An 18,646-nucleotide genomic window follows, 5' to 3' on the forward strand; every position below is an offset into this window, starting at 1 on the left:
GGCGTTCGTCAAAACGATCGCGCCCGTGCCCGTCTTGGTCCAGTTCTGGTCCCCCGAGACCTGGCCACTCAAGGTCAGCCCTTGAACCACATTCGATCCGGTCAACGTACCGACGCTGATCGTGGTTGAAGCCTGATTGATATTCGTTAGTCCCGTAATCTCCAGCCCATACCCGTTGCTCGGGGCCACCGTCAGGGTCGTGCTGGCCGCCGTCCAAGACAGGGAGTTCATCTGGATCGTCTTGTTCAGTGCAGTCGATCCCGGGAAACCCGCCAAACCAGTGCGGTCAGGGGCGATGGTGCTGCTGCCCGCAATGCTCAGGTCGTCGCCAAAGGCGATGCTCTGCCGATCACCATAGCCGGAGCCGTTGTCGCGGAGGGCCAGGGTCGTACCACTGGCCAGCGTGAGGGTGTTCGCAGCCCCGCTGTTCAGAGATGCAGCACCCACGGCAACAAGGGTGCCGCTGTTAACACTGACGGTGCCAGTGAAACTATTCGTCCCAGCCAATACCGTCACACCGTTGCTGCTGCCAGCCGTGTTCCCTGCGATGACCAAGTTCTTGGGGACGAGTCCGCTCTCCGAGATGTTGCCAGCAAGGGTGAGCAGACTGCTCGTGTTGGCCACCGCATTCGTGATGTTAAAATCAGCATTGCCCGTGCTCCCAAGAAGGATGTTCGTTGAGATCAAATCATTCGCCGTGGCCGCCGCCGCCTTGGTCAGCACCGCAGCCAAGGCCCCGTTGTCAAAAGTCAGCGTGCTGCCGTTGAGCGACTGCAATGTGTAGCCAAAGAACGCAGTGGTTGGATCTCCAATATTCAGCGTGCCCAGCGTGGCGTTAATGTCGAGATTGATGGTTTGCGCCACACTAAGATTGGCAGTCAGATTGATCACGTCCTCTGCAGCATTCGCAGGCACACCTTCCGTCCAGTTGCCCGCAGTGTTCCATGTGAAGGGACCCGCACCAGTCGGAGTCCATGTGAATGTCGCCCCCTGTGCAGCCGGACCCGGGAGCCAAGTTGCCGTCAGGCAAATCATGAACCATCCAAGCAGTTGGCGGTAATGGCGTAATGTCTTCATAATGGATAAGGAAAAAGGAAAGCAAACCCCTGTCTCTGCGATCACAAATGCAGCGAAGCAGCAGCCCGCATTCTCTTGGAAAGAGTTGCGTCTGCTGCATTCTTTATATCAGTGCAGTCTGTGGTTAGTGACATCTAAAGGAATTCTTTGTATCAAAACACAAACAACCCTTAGCTTCTATCATTTTTTACTCTTTCGCAAAAAAAATGCAATTCACTGATATTCAGTAGAATAAATTCTAAATAAAGCATCCTAAATAAATAAGTCATCCACCTAAGAATTTAGCGAAGCCCAAATTCTCCCGCCAAATCTTGGTATTCAGGAGTGAGTCAACCGCCCAGCTTTGAGCCCCACCTCCACATTCTTTACCGCGTATCCCCGACAGGAATCGAACCTGTATTTAGAGTTTAGGAAACCCTCGTTCTATCCATTGAACTACGGAGACAACTGATTTTCAATGTGTTACCGATGGAAGCAAAGCTCAAAACGTCATTTTGAGAATGAGTTTGAGAATACGTCTGTCGATGTTACCCGAAATTCCACGATGTCTGGTAGCATGTGTTGGTCTCAACTTCCAAGAGAATTGAGGAATGAATTCGCGGTTTGACTCAGAGACGACTCACGGAATATTTTGATGCTCAGGGTGTCCGCAATACTATTCACTTGAACAGTCTTTAAGACATGCCAGAATCCGCCCATGAAAAGGAGCATCGAAGACCTAACAGCCATGGCTCGCGCTTTTGGAAGCAATCAGACAGCCGCAAAACAGTGGCTGGATGAGGGATTCTCACCAGGTGATGCGAAGGCTTATGTGTACGCCGGCTGCTTTGATATTCCCCGCACCTCTGAATTGCGTCATGCCGGTATTTCTCCCCTCGATATTGCGCGAACCGGTTTGGCTTGGGACTTTTGCAGCGGAACGATCTCAATGGCTGAAATGCAAAGGAGCATCATTCCAAAGGTAGCGGAACGAGAACCAGAACTGCTTTTGGTGGAAAGTTGAGTCGTTCAGTTCTTCAGGAGTTTCCTTACGGTGGCAGTTGTGGGGGGCAACTCACTTCTTCACGCTCGCTGTTCCTGTCATCCGGCCTGACGAATCCCTGAAGGTGATCGTGTTGCCGGAAACAGAGCTGGTGCCCGTGATCCTGCCTGTTGAATCTCGGTAGGTAGTGGTTCCAGACGATGTGGTGGTGGATGTGCCGGTAGATCTTCCACTGGCATCTCGACTGGTCACGGTAGATCTTGAGGTGCTTAATGTGGAGGTGAGTCTGCCTGCTGAATCCCTGAATGTGGTTGTGCCGGCGCTGGTTTGAGAGGTTCCAGTGAGACGGCCAGACGAATCCCGAAAAGTGGTCGTTGTGCGTGATGTGCTTGTGCTGGTCGTGGTTTTGCCTGTCCCATCTCTCAATGTCGCGTTTTTTCCTGCCAGTGAGGATGCAGGATCAGCGAAGGCGAGAACTGGGATGAGGAGGAACAGAATCAGCTTCATGGACGACTTTGAGGTGCCTTTTTGGAAAAGTCTTGGTGCGTACAAGCCATTGCAAAGAACAGAGGGCATGCTTTAATCACAATTCGGCTTGTCATAGATGTTTTCCCCGTTTATTCCATCGCCTTGTGAACAATCGAATAAGGATATTGATCGTTGGGGTTTCATTGTTTTTTACTCGCGCAGAAGCCCAGGACATCCAAATTTACGATGTGGAGCGTGGAACAAGCTGCAGTTCACCATCGAGTATTTCTCTTCGATATAAAAATGCTTCCAGCCAAACTCTGGACATGCGAGTATGGCTAGAGCGTCAGGATCTGACTTGGACCGCTTTTACAGAGCTTGGCGCGAAACCTGGTGAAAGCACAAGCTGTTACACGTGCAAAGGAACGGGGAGGTACAAAGCCTATTCTAGAATTGCTGGGAATAAGACCCCTTTCCCAAACCCGAATAAGGGAGAATAGAACAGGTTTAGCATATGAAGGAGGCCTGCACCTAAAACCTGGCTATGGGTATCGAGTCACCCTCTCAAGGGTTCGATTCGGTGTGGCTATTATCAAGGGGTTACCTTTCTGCTTTTCACTGAATGCGCTGAAGAGTGATCAAGTTTTACGCGGCTGAAATTTCTTTCGCCGTAAGAGACTCCTTTCCTTGGATACCCGAGATTTGCACCGAGTAACAGCAAAAACGCGCACGTCTTCACGGTCGCAGTTCCTGTAATCTGTCCTAGTGGCTCGTGTGAATGTCGGCATATATCTGGCCCTGACCGAAGTGACCAATCCAACCATAGACATTCGGTTCGTGGAGTTGCGCCAGAACCATAGGCATATTCTTACAGTGCATCCAGAGCCTAATGGTTCCACCGGCTTTGTTAAAATCTGGGCGGCGCACTTTGGCATTATCCTCGATGAAGGTAATGTAAATCCTCTTCAAGTTGGGATCGGAACTTGGCGAAGGATTTCCCCACAGCAGAATCACAGCCTGGGAATCTGTCTTCCCTGAGGAGGTGTTCAGCAAGAAATTCGAAGTGATCATTGAGTGGCCGGCCACGAGAAGGATCTGACGAGTGCCCTCAGGTAGATCCTCCTCTGCGGTATCATGGATCGAACTCACAAAAAGATTGCGGATCTCTTCCATGCATTCATCAGGAAAACCCATTTCAGAGGTTGGTGTGGTGCTCATACTAATCGTTGTTTAAGAGATCCATAACGTGGTATCAACGAATTTTTGCCTGCCAGTGAGGAAGCAGGATCAGCGAAGGCGAGATGGGCGGTGATCTTGAGTTCGAGATTTGAAGTTTGGAGCTTTTCACCATCTGAGCTTGTGCTAGTTTCCTCATTCGCATTTCTTAGCAACTTCCACCCCGCTCCTTTATTGTGAAACTACTGTCCATTCTCCCCATCGTCCTGGCACTAGCCTCGTCCTCGCTCCTCCGTGCGCAGGACATTCCGGATTCAAAGGATCCACTGGGTCTGAAGCGCTACGAGGGCACGCGCATTACATTCTTTGAAGAGAAGACCTTTGATTCTTACAATCTGCCGCTGGGTAAATTTTCCGCACGCAACATCCCAACCGCTAAAGGAACCTTCACGAAGAGCGAGAAGCTAGAGGGCAAGGTGACGCGTGTCACGTATGCGGGAAGTGATGGCAAACGCACAAGTCTGGAAGTGTTTAGGAACTACCAATCCACTCTGGCAGAGCAAGGCTGGGAAGTGCTCTGGACGGGGAGCGATGCAGAAATGGGTGATATGCGACGGCTGTTTGCTGATCGCCCAGGTCAGACGTTTTCCCTCGGTTCTGGTGGTCATTTCATGGCGGCGAAAAAGGGATCGAATCACTTGGCTCTGTTTATTGCCAACTTCAAAAATGGAGTCGTGGTGCCCATCTCCTCCAAGCCGACTGCTGGCGCACCTGTCATTGCCTTGGATGTCATCGAGTCTGCGGCCATGGATGAAAAAATGGTTGTGATCAAAGCTGACGCGATGGCTTCCGCGCTGCTCGATCAAGGCGGTGTCAATCTGTATGGCTTCTACTTTGATACGGGCTCCGCGAAACTAAAAAGTGAATCCAGTCCCACACTGGATGAGGTTGAGAAACTGCTCAAAGCAGATGGCAGCCTGCGGCTACTGGTCGTCGGTCACACCGACGGAGTCGGTGGTTTTGAGGACAACATGGACCTGTCAAAGCGGCGCGCATCTGCCGTCACCGCAGCCCTCAGCGAACGTGTGCCCAACGCAGCATCGAGGCTCACTCCATGTGGCGTCGGACTCCAATGTCCCATCGCTACCAACAGCAACGAAGAAGGCCGTGCGAAGAATCGTCGCGTCGCCCTTGTGAAGGTGGAGAAGTAGGGAGGCGAGTTATCCGCCATTCCACTTGTTCGCCCCAGGAGAAGGAGAACGGCATTCATCATTAACGACAGTCGCTGCGGCCTTCCGCTTTAAAAAGAAGGTCAGGAGTGAAAGACATCCGTTGCTCATGGTTTCATCGTCCCCAAGGTTGTCCCCTTGTGGACAGGGCGCTTTGATCCGGGTTCACATAAAGTTCATCAAAGACGTCGCCAGACATCCATGTTTCATATTGCCGGGACGTGCCAAGTTTACGGACGACCAGATAGCCCATCATGATATGGATGGCGCTACCGGGAGGAGGTTTCATGGACTGCTTCTCAGCCAGTTTGTCGAAACGCTGCCGGTATTCTCGATTCGTGATCTCCAGAGCCTTCACCGTCTTTCCATACCTCTGCGCCGTTTCCTGGTCGCGTGCCCGGTAGGATACCATGAAAAGATGCCTGAAAAGATGCCAGTCATTATGTAAGTCATCTCGGCGTAACTATTTGATGATCAATGGTTCATCGACGCAATGGCACCAGCCCACGAGGCGCGCGCATCGTCCGTAAATCCCACCCCTGAAAACAGCCCGGCTGACTGCCAGCCCTCGCTGGTCACGCCAGGCACAACAATCCGCCCTTGGCATGTCTCCCCCAAGAAAACCCCATCCTCCCACTTCAATCTCTGCCCCTCCCGAATAACTGCGGGACAAATCTCCGGCCATTCCCCTTCCGTGTATTCTGTGTATTCCGTGGTTCAAATCTCCGGCCATTCCTTTGCCAAAAAACAAACGCCCCCTTTCGCCCACCCTTCCCTCAAAACCCCACCCCACTTCTGATCCACATCCGTGTACTCCGTGCAATCCGTGGTTCAACTCCGGTCCTCCCCGCGAATCCGCTCCCTCACCATCGCCGCAATCTCCTCCGGCGTCGCACACACCGCCGTACCAACCTCTGCCACCCGTCCGGCACGCTTGCCCCGCCTCACACGGCCAACACCATAAAGCTCTCCCATCTGTTCCAGCGCCTTAAGCCGCACCGAGACCCTGGGCATCGACGGCGGCTCAGGCGCAGCCCCATCACCACCCTCGCGCTCCCCCGCCACCTCAGCAAACGTCGCCCCCACCGTCTCCCACAGCATCAAGCCCACACGTTCCCGCAGCGCCGCCACATCCTCCTCCAACTGCGGAGCCAGCGGCGGTAAAATCCTGGGCGGCTTGGCAGCCTTCCCCACGCCCGCAAGCTCCGCACAGTGCTTCCGCCAGTGCCTTCGCACCACCTCCGGCCTCACTCTAAGCACCCGCGCCACCTTCGCCAGCGACATCCCCCGGCGCACATGCAGTTCAAACACCAGCCCCGGCCCCCTCATTCCCTTCGCCCGCGCCCGTCTCAACCACCGCCGCACACTCGCCGCCTTCACCACCCGCCGCCGAACCTTCGCCCGGCTCTTGCGGCCCTTTTTCGTTGCAGAAGAGGTGGAAGTCATGATCTCAAAGAAAAGAAGATGGTATAAACGGGTATCCGTGGCCGCAGCCATACCACCACGTCATACCACAAACCTTGGGTCCGCTTTTTCAAATTCAACCCCTTTGTTCAAAGATCCTAATTCTACATTGTTAGACTTGATCGTCAGGCAGGCTGCTTTCGGCTGACGTCTCAGCGCAGCAAAGTAGCCTTGTTCCTGTGGAACAAGGAACGCTCCGCCTCGCCCCAGACGCTTAACAATGTAGAACTAAGCCCAAACCAAACATGGGCGGCCCTGTGGCTATTTCTCTTTTGAGTTCCAAACTCCCGCCTTCGTGTCTTTCGTCGAATGCGAAACAAAAAGATGCTTGTAGGGCTTCCGTGGCTTGCCTCCGGCGGTGATGATGCCAGCATCAACCAAAGTTTCTGCACGCTTTTTATCGCTCATGGCTTCCAAGCGGCTGACGGCTCGCTTCCAGGCAGAGCGCAGATCGCTTTTGGAAAGTTGTTGGGTGTCAGGCATGGCTATCTTTGCGAAGGCGATTGGAAGTATCCCAAAATACAGGCAGGATCACGAACAGCAATCTGAATATGGGAGCGGCGGCGGATGCCAGATTCTGGAAAAACAGAGTCTCCCTCCTGAAACACACCCCGCACGGAATGAAAGTGTGCCTTCCCGTCTTTTTCAAGCTGCTCGATGGTCCAGTTCACCACGGCGCAATCCAACTTTCGCAGCAGTTGATCTTTGTCAGTCTTGTTCAGTGGCTTGTTGCTCGGGCGCGGCGTTTTGTTGGCCTTGATGGATTCCTCAAACAGCGGATATGCCTCGGTGAGCACGTCGGTATATTCGGCGTCCAGCAGATCAAAACAACTGCCCAGATGAAGGACCGCCCCAAGCACCGCCGGAGTCTTTAGCTTGCCTCTTTTTTTCTGCGCTCTGGCCCACTCTAGGGCACGCGCCGGACCATGCTCCCAGAAGTAAATGCCATGTCCCAGCCAGTCGTAACTCTTCGGAAAGGCTTGTAGCTGGCCGCCCTTCTGAATCACTTTATCACGAACGGAGGCATCACAACCGTGATAGCCGATGACCAGTCGTTGATAATCGAATTCTCTCATGCTCCGGCCCAGTTTTTGACACAGTCCCCCAACAATTTAAATTTTCTACTTCCCTATCTCAGATTCACCGCGCCCCCATCAATCGGGTAAGAACTCCCCGTGACAAACCCGGCCTCATCACTGCAGAGGTAGAGGGCGAGGGCGGCGATTTCTTCGGGCTTGGCCATGCGGCCGATGGGCTGGGCTTCGCTGAGCTTCTGGAACATTTCGGCTTCCTGGCCGGGATAGGTCTTGGCGAGGTAGCCGTCCACAAACGGAGTGTGAACGCGGGCGGGGGCGATGCAGTTGCAGCGGATGCCTTGCTTGATGAAGTCCTTGGCGATGGAGTAGGTCATCATGAGGACGGCACCTTTGGTCATGGAGTAGGCGAAGCGGTCGGCGAGGCCCATCTGGGCGGCGATGGAGCACATGTTCAGGATCACGCCGTTATTCTTGGTGGTCATGTGGGCGAGCGCGGCCTGGGCGCAGGCGTGCACACCTTTGATATTGACGCGGTGGAGGCGGTCCATGTCTTCCTCAGAGGTGGTCAAAGCGGTGCCGATGTGGGCGATGCCAGCGTTGTTCACCAGCACGTCGATCTTGCCGTGGGTCGTGGCGACGTCATCAAACAGTGCCTTCACCTCCGCATAGCTGCCCACATCACAGGCCGAGCCGCGTGCGCTGCCACCGGCAGCCGTGATTTGATCCACCGTGACCTGCGCGGCTTCCTGCTTGAGGTCGAGCACTTCGACATGCGCCCCCTGCTTGGCGAAAAGAACGGCGATGGCCTGGCCGATGCCTGATCCGGCTCCGGTGATGATGACTGTTTTGTTGGCGAGTGAGAACATGAGCGGAAGTAAACTGTGATTGGCAGCCCCTTTTTACCCCATTCCCCACTTTCGCCAAACAATTCTCAGCGGAAAGCAAAACGTAACCGGGGCATTCCTGCCCGTCTCATAGCATGCTCAATTTAAAACAAATCTGTTCGCTGAGAGGGCATGCGCCTTTCTGGAACGTAGGTCGGCCGTGTTTGGCGTCGAGGGCTGCCCATGCTCCATCGCCACTTCCGCCAAACCGCCCGACTGCGAGGACGTTCCTACGCCACAGTGCTTGCAGTACGCTCATGGACGGACGGGCTGTCGCCACGTCCATCCTACCTCCCAGCATGAAGCGCCCTGCCTGATCCTCTGCTTGGAAAACAGGCCTGTTCCTTCAAACTCATTTTCAACTGTCCAAGGTATTAATCCGCTCCCTACTTCTTCCCCTTCTTCTTCCCAGCCTCGGGATCCACTGGCAAAAATTCCGCGAACCGGCTCTCAAACCGCTTGGAAATCACACACTGAATCTCAGCGCGCCCGGTATCGTAGTCCTCACTGAGCATCTTGCCCTCCTGATGGATGAGAGCGACGAGATCCATGCGATCCAGCGGCAGGCTCATCGTCAGCCGCACCACGCGGTCGATCAAGAAGTCATGCAGACGGTGCAGCAGATCGTCCATCCCCTGCCCCGTTTTGACCGAAATGACCACCGCCTCCGGAAACTCACGGCGCAGTTCCATCAGGCGCGGATCATCAACAAGATCCACCTTGTTCAGCACCAGCAGCACCTTCTTGTCCCCCGCACCGAGTTCAGAGAGCACCTTCGACGTCGTCTGGTAAAACTCCACCGCCTGCAGCGAACTGGCATCGATCACATGAATCAAAAAGTCCGCCTGAATGGCTTCTTCCAAGGTCGCGCGGAATGACTGCACCAGATCATGCGGCAGATTGCGAATGAACCCCACCGTATCCGTCACCAGCAGCGGCTGACCGTCCGGCAGCTCCATGCGCCGCGTCGTCGTGTCCAGCGTCGCAAACAGCTTGTCCTCCACATAAGCGTCCGCCGCCGTCAGCTTGTTCAGCAAGGATGACTTCCCGGCATTCGTGTAGCCCACGATGGCCGCATGCGGCACCGGCGTACGCAGACGGTCCTTGCGCATCGTCTCGCGCTGTTTCTTCACTTCTTCCAAGTCGGCGCGCAGTTTGTCCAGCCGCTTGCTGGCGAGGCGGCGGTCCACTTCGAGCTGGGTTTCACCTTCACCACGTGCCGCACCTGCTCCGCCCACGCCACCACCCGCACCACCGCCTTGGCGGTCAAGATGCGCCCACATGCGGGTGAGTCGTGGAATGGAATACTCCATTTTCGCCAGCTCCACCTGCAGCCGCGCCTCACGCGTCTTGGCCCGCATGTTGAAAATATCCAAAATCACCTCATGCCGGTCGATCACGCAAATGTCTCCCTCGCTTTCCCAAGCGCGCTGCTGCCCCGGGCTCAGTTCGTTGTCCCACACGATGACATCCGCCCCGACCTCCTTGGCCTGCTTCATGAGCTCCGCCGACTTCCCGCTGCCGATCAGGTAGCGCGCCGTGTGCTCGCGCGCAAAAACCAGCTCCTTGCCGATGATGTTGATCCCCAGCGTCCCCACCAGCTCCGCCAGTTCCTCCAGCAAATCAGTCGCCTCCTGCTTCTGCCGCCGGTCAAAGTAGGCACCGACCAGAAACGCGCTCTCAACTGCATTGGGTTTTTCTCGAATGTCAAACATAGTCAGGAAAGTATGGAGCGCGGCGGCGCATTGCCAAGCTGCGTATTCCATGCCATGAACAGGATACATGACACGCCGCCTCCTCCTGCTCAGCCTCTGCCTCAGTCTCGCCGCCTGCGATTCCTCAGACACCGCCCCCCTGCCGCTGAACCTCTATGAGTGCGATGCCGGCGAAGCCGCCCTCCGCCACCTCATCACCACCCTGCCCGATCTCAACCCCGGCATCCCCAAAAGCTACTCCATCGTGCTCGGCGAAATCAACCGCGACGGCATGACCCCCGCAACCGACGCCTTCACCAGCCGCTTTGCCGATTTAAAACTCAAGTTCATCAACGCTCAGCATCTGAAGGACATCGCTCCCGACCACACCATTGCGGATGCCGACACACGCCTCGCCGCGTTTGTCCTCCAGCTCCGCAAACTCCAGCCCACCAGCGCCACCACCTGGGACGTGGAAGCCGGCTGGAGCTACAAAAAGGAATTCGCGCGCATGAAAATGCAGCTCGAAGTCAAAGACGGCAAAACCACCGTGGTAAACGCCGAAAAGCTCGAAAGCTCCTCATCCGCAATCAACTGAGTCCGCCGTGGTCATCCACACTGTCCACGTCCATCTGACGCACCCGCTTGCGATCACGCTCATTTTGCACCGCGTTGCGCAGTTTTTCACGCACTGACTCAACCCCAGGAATGGCGCGCATGGCCACAGTGGGTGTCGTGGCGTCGGAGGTGACCAATGTTATATTGCCAAGCCCAACCATACGCAGCAGAAATGGCTGCTCCATCGAGTAGTCACGCACCCGGAAAAGCTCCATTTCATCGACCTTTTTGTTGAGAATCCCCGCACGAATTCGCAAGCGCTGGCTGGTCAGTTCATACGTCGTGCATTTCGTGACCCACCAGCGCATGAGCCACATCACCAGCGGGATGATGAGCGCCAGATAGCCAAGCATTCCGATGCCCGCAGTGGCCAGCCCAAACACGGTGGCAGCGAAGGCGATGCCGCCAGCGAGCAGGAGGCAGAAGAAGTAGTACCAGAAGTGCACCCACTGGGAGGTGTGACCGGACCAGAGGGTGGTTTCCGCTACGGCGGAGGGCATGGGGGAGTCTTCGGTGGTCATGAGGGTGCGAGGGTGTGTGAGTTTTGGCTGCGGTTGGAAATTCAGAGCATCGCCTTGATCTCATCGAGCGCCTGCTTGGTACGCTTGATGCCTTCGATTTCAGTGTGCTTGTCGCCTTCGTATTCGATGCCGATGTAGCCATTGTAGCCAGCCTTGACGACGATGTTGATCAGACGCTCAAAGTCGAGAGTGATCTCGCGCCCTTCGCGGCGGTCTTCGGTGTAGAACTTGCCAGCGCCGGTGTCCCAGTCATAGGCCTTGGCGCTCATGCCTTTCTTCACCCATGGCATGAATTCACGCAGGCCCTTGTAGGGATTGTAGAGCTCGCCTTTGATGCGGTCGGTGTAGAAGTTGCCGAAATCGGGCAAAATTCCGACGCGGGCGTGGTCTGCGGCTTTCATCACCCCGGTGAGCCAGAGGCCATTGCTGGAAAGTCCGCCATGGTTTTCCACCACCACGAAGAGTCCGCGCTTGTCGCCTTCCACGCAGAGGCGATGCAGGCCATCCGCCGCGAGTTTCATCTGCTCTTCCGGGCTCAATTTGTGATCGCTGGCAGCGTTCACGCGGATGCTGTGGCAGCCGAGGGTCTTCGCGGCGTCGAGCCACTTGAGATGGTTTTCGACGGTCTTTGCGCGCTTCGCTTCATCGGGGTCGCCGAGATTGCCTTCACGGTCGCACATGATGAGAAGGCCCTCCACGCCTTCGCCTTCCTGGCGCTTCTTCATTTCGCCGAGGTAGGCGGCGTCTGTGGCCTTGTCGAAAAACATCTGGTTCACATACTCGACGCCCCCGATGTCCAGACTGCGGGCGATCTTGCAGAAGTCGAGATGCTCGTGGCGCTCCGCTCCGCCTTTTCCGAAGATGCCTTTGTTCAGCGACCACTCAGCCAGCGAGATTTTGAAGGGTTCCTTCTTGTCGGCGGCCATGGCCGAGCGGGAACCCGCAGCGGCAACAGCGGCGGTGACGAGTTGCAAAAAATGGCGGCGGGAGGAGGTGCTGGAAGTCATGAGCGGATACTCCGCACTATGACGTGCAGTGCCGCTAAAGCTCCAGAAGAATTTTCGCCCCGGCTTTGTAACAAAAGCCTAGGCCGCCTTGCGTTCGACACGCTTGCGCAGCATGGCCGCGCGCTCGCCTTTGACGACACCTTCGTTGATGGTGACGCCGCGGACGTCCATCCGGCTGGGAACATCGTACATGACGTCCAGCATGATGCGCTCGAAGATGCTGCGCAGTCCGCGTGCACCTGTGCCGCGCGTCACCGCTTCCTTCGACATGGCCAGCATGGCGTCCCGCGTGATGGAAAGCTCCACGCCGTCCATGTTCATCAGTTTCGCATACTGTTTGATCAAAGCGTTTTTAGGCTCGGTAAGCACCCGGACGAGTTCTTGCTCGGTCAGTGGCTCCAGCGAACAAACCACAGGGAGACGACCGATGAACTCTGGGATCAGCCCAAAGGACAGCAGATCCTCAGGCTCGACCTCCGCCCTGGATTTGCCAGTCTCCGGCTTCGCGGTCTGTGATTTTCCAAAACCCATGGTCTTGCCGCCACGACGCCGCTCCATCAGTTTGTCGAGGCCCACAAAAGCCCCGCCGCAGATGAACAGAATGTTTTCCGTGTTCACCTGAATGTATTCCTGCTGCGGATGCTTGCGTCCGCCCTGAGGCGGCACATTGCACACGGTGCCTTCGATGATTTTCAGCAGCGCCTGCTGCACGCCTTCGCCTGAGACATCCCGCGTGATGCTCACGTTTTCGGTTTTGCGGCCGATCTTGTCGATCTCGTCAATGTAAACGATGCCCATCTCGGCGCGCGCGACATCGTAGTCCGCCGCCTGCAGCAGTCGCAGGACGATGTTTTCCACATCTTCGCCGACGTAGCCGGCTTCCGTCAGCGTCGTGGCATCCGCGATGCTGAACGGCACGTTGAGAATGCGAGCGAGCGTCTTGGCGAGCAGCGTCTTGCCACAACCGGTGGGGCCCATGAGCAGCACATTGCTCTTTTCGATCTCGACATCATTAGGGTCGGGCAGAGCGGTCGTCACCTTGCGGGGAGCACCGCTGCCAGCGCGCGTGGCCTGCTGCTGCGTGTGAAGGATGCGCTTGTAATGATTGTGCACCGCGACACTGAGCACCTTCTTGGCCTGCGACTGGCCGATCACATGCTGATCCAGCAGTGCGGCAATGTCAGCCGGGCGTGGCACCAACAGAGCCGGACCACCCTCCGAATCTACCGAGGTTTCTTTGTCGAGGATGTTTTTACAGACGTGAATGCAGTTGTCGCAAATGTACACTCCCGGACCGGCAATGAGTTTTTTGACCTCTGCATGGCTTTTGCCGCAGAAGGAGCAGAGAGTAACGTTGGAGCTGCGTGCCATGAATTTTTGGGGATGCTTAATGTCGCACGTAAGCAGGAGGCACGTCAAGGTGCCGCTTCTTCAATCGTACGTAAGACAACCTGTCCTGCGTCATTCCGCGCGTAACCTGCATTGAGTACTACGTTTGAAGGCCGGCGTGAGATCAAAATGCTGTCCCGCGCAGCCAGACCCAGGGGTAAATCCGCACTTACCAGTCCCTTTGAGTCGTGAACTTCCCACTCCATCCCCCTCATTTGCGGCATTCGCTCCCAAGATACCGTGCCCAGCCCCTGAATCACTGCTCCGGGTGGAACCTGAGCCGAGTCCAGCAGCCATGCCTGAGGGACCAGAGTTCGCAAAGCCACAAAGTGCTGCTGGCGCAATTCCTGGCTCCAAAAGGGGCGCAAGGCAGGCAAATGCAGCAGGGCCTGCTCCAGCGGTGATTTGGCAAGCGTTACACTGCCCCCCGCGAGTCTCAGTTCCACTGGGTCCAATGCATAATCGAATGAAAGCCAGAGCTCTGAGTCAGCCTCATTGGCAGGAGCCAGCGACAGCCAGTGTGCCAAAAAATTGCCCAGAGGCTCCGATATACGGCCTTTGGTGACGCGCGACTGCAAGACTTCACGCGCCGCAACCCAGCGCATGATACGATAACCGGCAGACTCGACAGCTTCGCGCTGTGAGCGGGGTAGTTGTTCCATCAAGTCCGGTTTCATGTGTGCTGCTCTGTCTAAATGCAGACAGTCACCCGTCAAAACGAGAGATTGCGGGGAAAAGATGATTATGATAATTATAAATATCGTGTCCCTCATTTCCGCCGCCGCCCTCCTCCCAAAAACCCAGCCGAAAAAGGGGGTAGCTGCTGGCTTTTCATTGTTCGAGCTACTCGCCGCCATTTGCCTGGTCGGCATTTTCAGCAGTATCGCGTTCGGCTGGTATGGCGGAAACAACCGTAACGTGATTGAGCAGGTGATCAACCAGCGCAACGCTCAGGAAATCGTTTCTCTCGGGGTCTATGCCACGATGGGCGGAGCGGATTTTGTCGTGCCTGGCGACAAGCAGGCCACCGTCGTCAAGCTGACCGGCGGAGTCACTGGCCAGCAAGGAATGTGGAAAGACAAACTTTTCAGTCTTGCCAACCTGAGAGCCGAAGATCTGCCCGGTGCGCTGACTTTTGTGAACTTCGAATCCGGCCTGCTGCTCTATGATCCTGCCGGTCAGCAGCTTTGAGTCCGGCTTAATCAGCTCTCACTTCCAGATTTAATGTGGCAGGCAGCTTCGATGCTTCGACGGCATTGGCCGCCGCTGGTTCGTCAGGAAAGATCACCACGATCTCGCGGATGCCAGCCTCTTGCTCTTTTTGTTCCTTGAGAACCCAGTGCTGTACAAACTTGGCCACCGACAGCCGGCTGGCTTCGCGCACATGCTTGATTTTTCCTGGCACCCCCGCACGGTTCTCCAAAATGGAAGTCAGCCCTTTTTCCAATGCGGCCATGTTCTCCGCCGCATTGAATCGCAGCCAGCCCGCCTCGGATTTTTTCTCCACCGTTTCCGTGCGAATCGCCGGCGGCAGCGAAGGCCGGATGGCGGGAGCGATCACCACACAGCGTCCGTTTTCGACCGAGAGTTTCCATTCGTCGGACAGCTTCAAATGATAGCGATAGACCACCATCGCGCGGATTTCCGCCACGGTGGTGCCGAGGTAAACGGCATCGTTGAACCACGTCTTGGTGTCATACTTGGTCACCGTCTCCTCGGTCTCCATCGTGGCCAGTTCCAGGACATCTCCATGAGTCGAGGCAATGCGCTTCACATTTTCGCGGAAGCTCTCGGTGATGGTCTGCTTCTGGAAATGCTCTGCCAGCCACTTCAGGCCAAAACCCGCATCCACCACCTTCCATGCCAGGAGGCCGCCAATGACAACCACCGCCAGAAAGGTCAGGGCCAGCAGGGTAAAGCATCCCGGCCCGCGGCGTGGCGCGGATGCTGGAGCAGGATCGGGTTCAGCCATGGAATGAAAAGAGAGTTCAACGACGCTTGAACATGCCGCCTAAGGCTGGCACTGCCAATTACGAATCTGGTAAAAACCTCGCCTTGACGATCTCCCTCAGCCCCTGCGAGACTGGAGACGCATGAAGTCTTCATTCATCCCACGCGCCGTACTGCTGGCCTGTCTGGCAGTTTTTTCCACCTCTCAGGCTCAGCAGCCAGAGGCCGCAGCCCCTAAAGAGCCCACGGAGGAGGAAATGAAGCAGCTCGTCCAAAAGCGCATCGACGAAATCGAAAAACTCGGCTGGAGCCGGCAAGGCAAGGGCAACCTTGGTGGCAAAGCCGAGGTCGCCATTCCCCAGGGCTACCGCTTCACCCCCGCCGACGGTACGCGCAAACTGATGCAAATGTATGGCAACCCGCCGACCCAACGCGAAGTCGGCATGCTGGCGACCGAAGGCCTTGGCCCATGGATCATTTTTGAGTTCGATGAATCCGGCTATGTGAAAGACGACGATAAGGACAAGATCGACGCGGATGACATGCTGGCGAAGCTACGTGAGGGCCAGCAGGAGGGGAACAAATACCGCCGTGAGCATGGCATGACCGAACTTGAAATCCTCGGCTGGGTCATACCACCCCGTTACAACGAGAAAACCAACAACCTGGAATGGGGCACACGATTGAAGTCACTCGGCAGTGACGGCATCTCCATCAACTACAACACGCGACTTCTTGGCCGCACCGGAGTGATGGAAGTCACGCTGGTCTGTGAACCGGAGGAAATGGAAAAAATGATTGCCGAGCAGGAGAAAATTCTCGCTGGCTTCAACTATATCGAAGGCGAACGTTACGCCGAATTCCGCGAAGGAGACAAGGTCGCTAAATACGGTCTCACAGCCCTCATAGCCGGTGCCGGTTCGGTTGCTGCAGTCAAGATGGGTTTGTTTGGCAAGCTCGGCCTGCTGATCGCCAAAATGGGAAAAGGCATCATCTTGGTGGTTGTAGCAGGTCTTGCCGGTTTGAAAACACTCTTCGGCAAAATCTTCGGCTCGCGGCAGCCGCCAAGCGAATAGAGCATGACCGACGGCCAGACTCTTCTCGCAGTCTTTGTGCTGCTCTATCTCATCGAGTGCCTGCGCCTCGTGCACGCCTCTGCTTGGATGGCTTCGGGCGCTGGGAAATCGGGCTGGAGTTTGCTGCGGCCCTGGATGCGGCTGCAAATCGGCAGCGGCTCGCCGCTGCTGCTCTCGCCACTGCCGCCCATGCAGGCGCATGCTCTGGCGCTGCCATGGGTGTTTGTGCCTCATCATGATTCGCTGCGTGTGCAATTGACTGACCGCATGAACGTCCACATCGCATGGGGCAAGCTGGCTCCACGTGCCGAGGAAGCCACGCTGCATCTCGATGTCACCACGCGTGTGAGCCTGCCGTCCAAAACGCTGGCTGAACTTTGGCAGCAACGGCTTACCGAATGGCAAGGTCTGACGCCTGACCAGCGCCAAAGCACTTTCCTCAAATACGCCCGCACGACACTCGATACGAAGTCCGCTGCCAAGGCCGCCACGGAAGCGGCGCAGCGCACCCGTTCGCTGCGCGTTCTCGCCACGATCCACTGCCTGTGGTGCTTCGGCGTCATCAGCGTTTTGTACTACCGCTTGGGCGACAGTGTGGCTGTTCTCGCCGCTGCTGGCGTGCTGGTGCTGCTGCAATTCATCCAGTCCTGGTTGTTTCTGCGCAGCACTCAAAAAAATCACATCGCCATTCCGCATCGTCGTTGGCGTGCGCTCGGGATCGCTTTCCTGCCGCAACTGGCAATGCGTGCGTTTGATGTCGTTAATTTGACCACCGATGCCGAACCGCCACATCCACTCGCCTGGCGTGGCCTGCTGGATGAAAAGTGCTGGCTGAAGAATGCACGACAGTTTTGGAGAGAGGCGCGCTACGTTCCCGGCTGGGCGCAAAACGACTCGCTCCCACTCGAAGCCGAAGCCCTGCAAAAATTCTTCCGCCACGAAGACATTGCAGAAGAGGATTATGATCCGCCCGCAGCGGCCAAACTGCCCACCTGCCCGCGTTGCGGTGCCGAGTATCAGAGCAGCATCACCGTCTGCTCCGACTGTGGCGGTGTGGAATTGCGACAACCGGCCGCCTGATCTGCCCTCACGGGTGCACGTGGCGCAGCATCCATTCCGCCATCTCCGCGTAGATCGGAAAATCGGTGATCAGCACATTGTCGTGATCCGCCCCCGGGATTTCGACCCAGCGTTTTTCGATGCCGGGTGGCATCGCGTCGTAGAGACGCCGTCCACACTCCATGGGGATCACTCGATCTGAAGTGCCATGTGCGACCAACACCGGACATTTGAGTCCGGGAACCAGTGCGAGGGAGTTTGCCTCACTGATTTCCATCTGGGTCTGCTGATGATAGCACCACCCCGTGAGGTGGCTCCAGACTGCGCCAATCCAGTTCCCCGCCCAGCGAGAGGTCTGGTGACGCAGCACGTGATCCAATGAATCGAAGGTGGAAACCAGCACAGCGGCACGCCACGGCGCATCTTTGTCCGCCAGAGCACGGATGCTCACCGCGCCCCCCATGGACAGGCCCATGATTCCGGCGGGTTGCGGATTGAACCCAAACTTCGCCGCTGCCTCACGCAGCACCTGCGCCGGCAGATGCGCTTCCTTCACACCGTAGTAAGCAATTGTCCCTGGATGATCTCCATGCCCAGGCAGGTCAGGCAGAATGCAGCGAAAGCCCACGGCGCAGAAACGCTCTGCGACTAGCAGGTAGTCCTCCTTTCGACCACGGCGGCCATGCACCAGCACCAGATTGCCCGCCACGCTTCCAGGTGCTGGCAAAGTGAGGCCTTTCTGCGTCAGTTGCTCACGGATCACCTGCCCGCGTTTTCCCAGCAGGCCACTCGGATCTGGCTCGCAGACGAGACAGGGGGTGCCATCGGCACACGTGAAGGGTTTTAACACCACGCCATGGGCCGCCGGAGCGGACAGAAACTCCTGATGATAGTCCTGCAACGGCCTGCGTGACGGATGCGCCAGCTGATCCGCAGCCAGCCACCCGGCCAGTGGCGGCACCAGCAGGAGCACGACCCCAAGCACGATTCGTATTCTTTTCACGTGCGGATGATG

19 protein-coding genes, 1 tRNA gene and 1 pseudogene are annotated in these 18,646 nt (G+C 56.5%); 6 read left to right on the forward strand and 15 right to left on the reverse strand.

Annotated features, from left to right (window positions below; genetic code table 11):
- Together PSV43_RS02160 and PSV43_RS02165 are read right to left on the reverse strand one after the other, a co-directional pair.
- Positions 1 to 1,077 (reverse strand): annotated as a pseudogene (locus PSV43_RS02160) (hypothetical protein); the annotation flags it as partial.
- A gap of 373 nt (positions 1,078 to 1,450) precedes the next feature.
- Positions 1,451 to 1,522 (reverse strand) — tRNA-Arg (locus PSV43_RS02165).
- Between the two features lie 282 nt (positions 1,523 to 1,804).
- Between PSV43_RS02165 and PSV43_RS02170 the strand changes: the two genes are divergently transcribed.
- Positions 1,805 to 2,080 (forward strand): hypothetical protein, encoded by a 276-nt coding sequence (locus PSV43_RS02170; RefSeq protein ID WP_300193226.1) that lies wholly within the window; start codon positions 1,805 to 1,807, stop codon positions 2,078 to 2,080.
- Between the two features lie 1,209 nt (positions 2,081 to 3,289).
- On the opposite strand, the gene PSV43_RS02175 is transcribed toward PSV43_RS02170, so the two are convergent.
- Positions 3,290 to 3,745 (reverse strand): hypothetical protein, encoded by a 456-nt coding sequence (locus PSV43_RS02175; protein WP_300193228.1) that lies wholly within the window; start codon positions 3,743 to 3,745, stop codon positions 3,290 to 3,292.
- A 194-nt stretch (positions 3,746 to 3,939) separates the two neighbouring features.
- Between PSV43_RS02175 and PSV43_RS02180 the strand changes: the two genes are divergently transcribed.
- Positions 3,940 to 4,914 (forward strand): OmpA family protein, encoded by a 975-nt coding sequence (locus PSV43_RS02180; protein WP_300193231.1) that lies wholly within the window; start codon positions 3,940 to 3,942, stop codon positions 4,912 to 4,914.
- A 133-nt stretch (positions 4,915 to 5,047) separates the two neighbouring features.
- On the opposite strand, the gene PSV43_RS02185 is transcribed toward PSV43_RS02180, so the two are convergent.
- From PSV43_RS02185 to hflX, 6 genes are all read right to left on the reverse strand, one after another.
- A complete protein-coding gene (locus PSV43_RS02185) occupies positions 5,048 to 5,344 on the reverse strand; it encodes a hypothetical protein (RefSeq protein ID WP_300193234.1) in 297 nt (98 codons plus the stop codon).
- 419 nt (positions 5,345 to 5,763) lie between these two features.
- Entirely contained in the window at positions 5,764 to 6,378 is a 615-nt protein-coding gene (locus PSV43_RS02190) for a hypothetical protein (protein WP_300193237.1), read from the reverse strand.
- A 279-nt stretch (positions 6,379 to 6,657) separates the two neighbouring features.
- Positions 6,658 to 6,879: a hypothetical protein gene (locus PSV43_RS02195; RefSeq protein WP_300193240.1), complete on the reverse strand. Its 222-nt coding sequence runs from the start codon at positions 6,877 to 6,879 to the stop codon at positions 6,658 to 6,660.
- Positions 6,880 to 6,881: 2 nt separating this feature from the next.
- Positions 6,882 to 7,472 carry a hypothetical protein gene (locus PSV43_RS02200; RefSeq protein WP_300193242.1) on the reverse strand — a complete coding sequence of 197 codons (591 nt, stop codon included), beginning with the start codon at positions 7,470 to 7,472 and terminating at the stop codon, positions 6,882 to 6,884.
- Positions 7,473 to 7,525: 53 nt separating this feature from the next.
- Positions 7,526 to 8,299, reverse strand: a complete 774-nt coding sequence (locus PSV43_RS02205) for a glucose 1-dehydrogenase (protein ID WP_300193244.1) — start codon at positions 8,297 to 8,299, stop codon at positions 7,526 to 7,528.
- Between the two features lie 404 nt (positions 8,300 to 8,703).
- Positions 8,704 to 10,032 carry a GTPase HflX gene (hflX, locus tag PSV43_RS02210; protein ID WP_300193247.1) on the reverse strand — a complete coding sequence of 443 codons (1,329 nt, stop codon included), beginning with the start codon at positions 10,030 to 10,032 and terminating at the stop codon, positions 8,704 to 8,706.
- Between the two features lie 67 nt (positions 10,033 to 10,099).
- On the opposite strand from hflX, the gene PSV43_RS02215 reads away from it, so the two are divergent.
- Entirely contained in the window at positions 10,100 to 10,609 is a 510-nt protein-coding gene (locus PSV43_RS02215) for a hypothetical protein (protein WP_300193249.1), read from the forward strand.
- Here the strand turns inward: PSV43_RS02215 and PSV43_RS02220 are convergent.
- The 4 genes from PSV43_RS02220 to PSV43_RS02235 form a co-directional block, all read right to left on the reverse strand.
- A complete protein-coding gene (locus tag PSV43_RS02220) occupies positions 10,602 to 11,150 on the reverse strand; it encodes a PH domain-containing protein (RefSeq protein ID WP_300193252.1) in 549 nt (182 codons plus the stop codon). The genes PSV43_RS02215 and PSV43_RS02220 overlap by 8 nt on opposite strands.
- 41 nt (positions 11,151 to 11,191) lie before the next feature.
- Positions 11,192 to 12,157 carry a sugar phosphate isomerase/epimerase family protein gene (locus PSV43_RS02225; protein ID WP_300193254.1) on the reverse strand — a complete coding sequence of 322 codons (966 nt, stop codon included), beginning with the start codon at positions 12,155 to 12,157 and terminating at the stop codon, positions 11,192 to 11,194.
- Positions 12,158 to 12,235: 78 nt separating this feature from the next.
- The gene (clpX, locus tag PSV43_RS02230; protein ID WP_300193257.1) at positions 12,236 to 13,528 is read right to left on the reverse strand and encodes an ATP-dependent Clp protease ATP-binding subunit ClpX; all 1,293 of its coding nucleotides are present in this window, start codon (positions 13,526 to 13,528) and stop codon (positions 12,236 to 12,238) included.
- A 44-nt stretch (positions 13,529 to 13,572) separates the two neighbouring features.
- The gene (locus PSV43_RS02235; RefSeq protein WP_300193260.1) at positions 13,573 to 14,223 is read right to left on the reverse strand and encodes a hypothetical protein; all 651 of its coding nucleotides are present in this window, start codon (positions 14,221 to 14,223) and stop codon (positions 13,573 to 13,575) included.
- Positions 14,224 to 14,308: 85 nt separating this feature from the next.
- Here PSV43_RS02235 and PSV43_RS02240 point away from each other — a divergent pair, with 85 nt between their 5' ends.
- Positions 14,309 to 14,737 carry a prepilin-type N-terminal cleavage/methylation domain-containing protein gene (locus tag PSV43_RS02240; RefSeq protein ID WP_300193262.1) on the forward strand — a complete coding sequence of 143 codons (429 nt, stop codon included), beginning with the start codon at positions 14,309 to 14,311 and terminating at the stop codon, positions 14,735 to 14,737.
- Between the two features lie 7 nt (positions 14,738 to 14,744).
- Here PSV43_RS02240 and PSV43_RS02245 read toward each other — a convergent pair whose 3' ends face one another.
- Positions 14,745 to 15,518 carry a hypothetical protein gene (locus PSV43_RS02245; protein ID WP_300193265.1) on the reverse strand — a complete coding sequence of 258 codons (774 nt, stop codon included), beginning with the start codon at positions 15,516 to 15,518 and terminating at the stop codon, positions 14,745 to 14,747.
- A 121-nt stretch (positions 15,519 to 15,639) separates the two neighbouring features.
- On the opposite strand from PSV43_RS02245, the gene PSV43_RS02250 reads away from it, so the two are divergent.
- Positions 15,640 to 16,572, forward strand: a complete 933-nt coding sequence (locus PSV43_RS02250) for a DUF2167 domain-containing protein (protein ID WP_300193268.1) — start codon at positions 15,640 to 15,642, stop codon at positions 16,570 to 16,572.
- A 3-nt stretch (positions 16,573 to 16,575) separates the two neighbouring features.
- Positions 16,576 to 17,652 carry a hypothetical protein gene (locus PSV43_RS02255; protein ID WP_300193271.1) on the forward strand — a complete coding sequence of 359 codons (1,077 nt, stop codon included), beginning with the start codon at positions 16,576 to 16,578 and terminating at the stop codon, positions 17,650 to 17,652.
- Positions 17,653 to 17,659: 7 nt separating this feature from the next.
- Here PSV43_RS02255 and PSV43_RS02260 read toward each other — a convergent pair whose 3' ends face one another.
- Complete coding sequence (locus tag PSV43_RS02260) at positions 17,660 to 18,634, reverse strand: alpha/beta fold hydrolase (RefSeq protein WP_300193274.1); 975 nt, start codon at positions 18,632 to 18,634, stop codon at positions 17,660 to 17,662.
- Positions 18,635 to 18,646 lie beyond the last annotated feature (12 nt).

This window comes from Prosthecobacter sp., from assembly GCF_029946185.1.
In the GTDB taxonomy this organism is placed as follows: Bacteria; Verrucomicrobiota; Verrucomicrobiia; order Verrucomicrobiales; family Verrucomicrobiaceae; genus Prosthecobacter.

Bases quoted from the DNA above. Each gene is read 5' to 3' on its own strand.
- PSV43_RS02170 (WP_300193226.1), top strand. From the start codon at position 1,805: ATGGCTCGCGCTTTTGGAAGCAATCAGACAGCCGCAAAACAGTGGCTG.
- PSV43_RS02175 (WP_300193228.1), bottom strand. From the start codon at position 3,745: ATGAGCACCACACCAACCTCTGAAATGGGTTTTCCTGATGAATGCATG.
- PSV43_RS02185 (WP_300193234.1), bottom strand. From the start codon at position 5,344: ATGGTATCCTACCGGGCACGCGACCAGGAAACGGCGCAGAGGTATGGA.
- PSV43_RS02190 (WP_300193237.1), bottom strand. From the start codon at position 6,378: ATGACTTCCACCTCTTCTGCAACGAAAAAGGGCCGCAAGAGCCGGGCG.
- PSV43_RS02195 (WP_300193240.1), bottom strand. From the start codon at position 6,879: ATGCCTGACACCCAACAACTTTCCAAAAGCGATCTGCGCTCTGCCTGG.
- PSV43_RS02200 (WP_300193242.1), bottom strand. From the start codon at position 7,472: ATGAGAGAATTCGATTATCAACGACTGGTCATCGGCTATCACGGTTGT.
- PSV43_RS02205 (WP_300193244.1), bottom strand. From the start codon at position 8,299: ATGTTCTCACTCGCCAACAAAACAGTCATCATCACCGGAGCCGGATCA.
- hflX (WP_300193247.1), bottom strand. From the start codon at position 10,032: ATGTTTGACATTCGAGAAAAACCCAATGCAGTTGAGAGCGCGTTTCTG.
- PSV43_RS02215 (WP_300193249.1), top strand. From the start codon at position 10,100: ATGACACGCCGCCTCCTCCTGCTCAGCCTCTGCCTCAGTCTCGCCGCC.
- PSV43_RS02220 (WP_300193252.1), bottom strand. From the start codon at position 11,150: ATGACCACCGAAGACTCCCCCATGCCCTCCGCCGTAGCGGAAACCACC.
- PSV43_RS02225 (WP_300193254.1), bottom strand. From the start codon at position 12,157: ATGACTTCCAGCACCTCCTCCCGCCGCCATTTTTTGCAACTCGTCACC.
- clpX (WP_300193257.1), bottom strand. From the start codon at position 13,528: ATGGCACGCAGCTCCAACGTTACTCTCTGCTCCTTCTGCGGCAAAAGC.
- PSV43_RS02235 (WP_300193260.1), bottom strand. From the start codon at position 14,223: ATGAAACCGGACTTGATGGAACAACTACCCCGCTCACAGCGCGAAGCT.
- PSV43_RS02245 (WP_300193265.1), bottom strand. From the start codon at position 15,518: ATGGCTGAACCCGATCCTGCTCCAGCATCCGCGCCACGCCGCGGGCCG.
- PSV43_RS02250 (WP_300193268.1), top strand. From the start codon at position 15,640: ATGAAGTCTTCATTCATCCCACGCGCCGTACTGCTGGCCTGTCTGGCA.
- PSV43_RS02255 (WP_300193271.1), top strand. From the start codon at position 16,576: ATGACCGACGGCCAGACTCTTCTCGCAGTCTTTGTGCTGCTCTATCTC.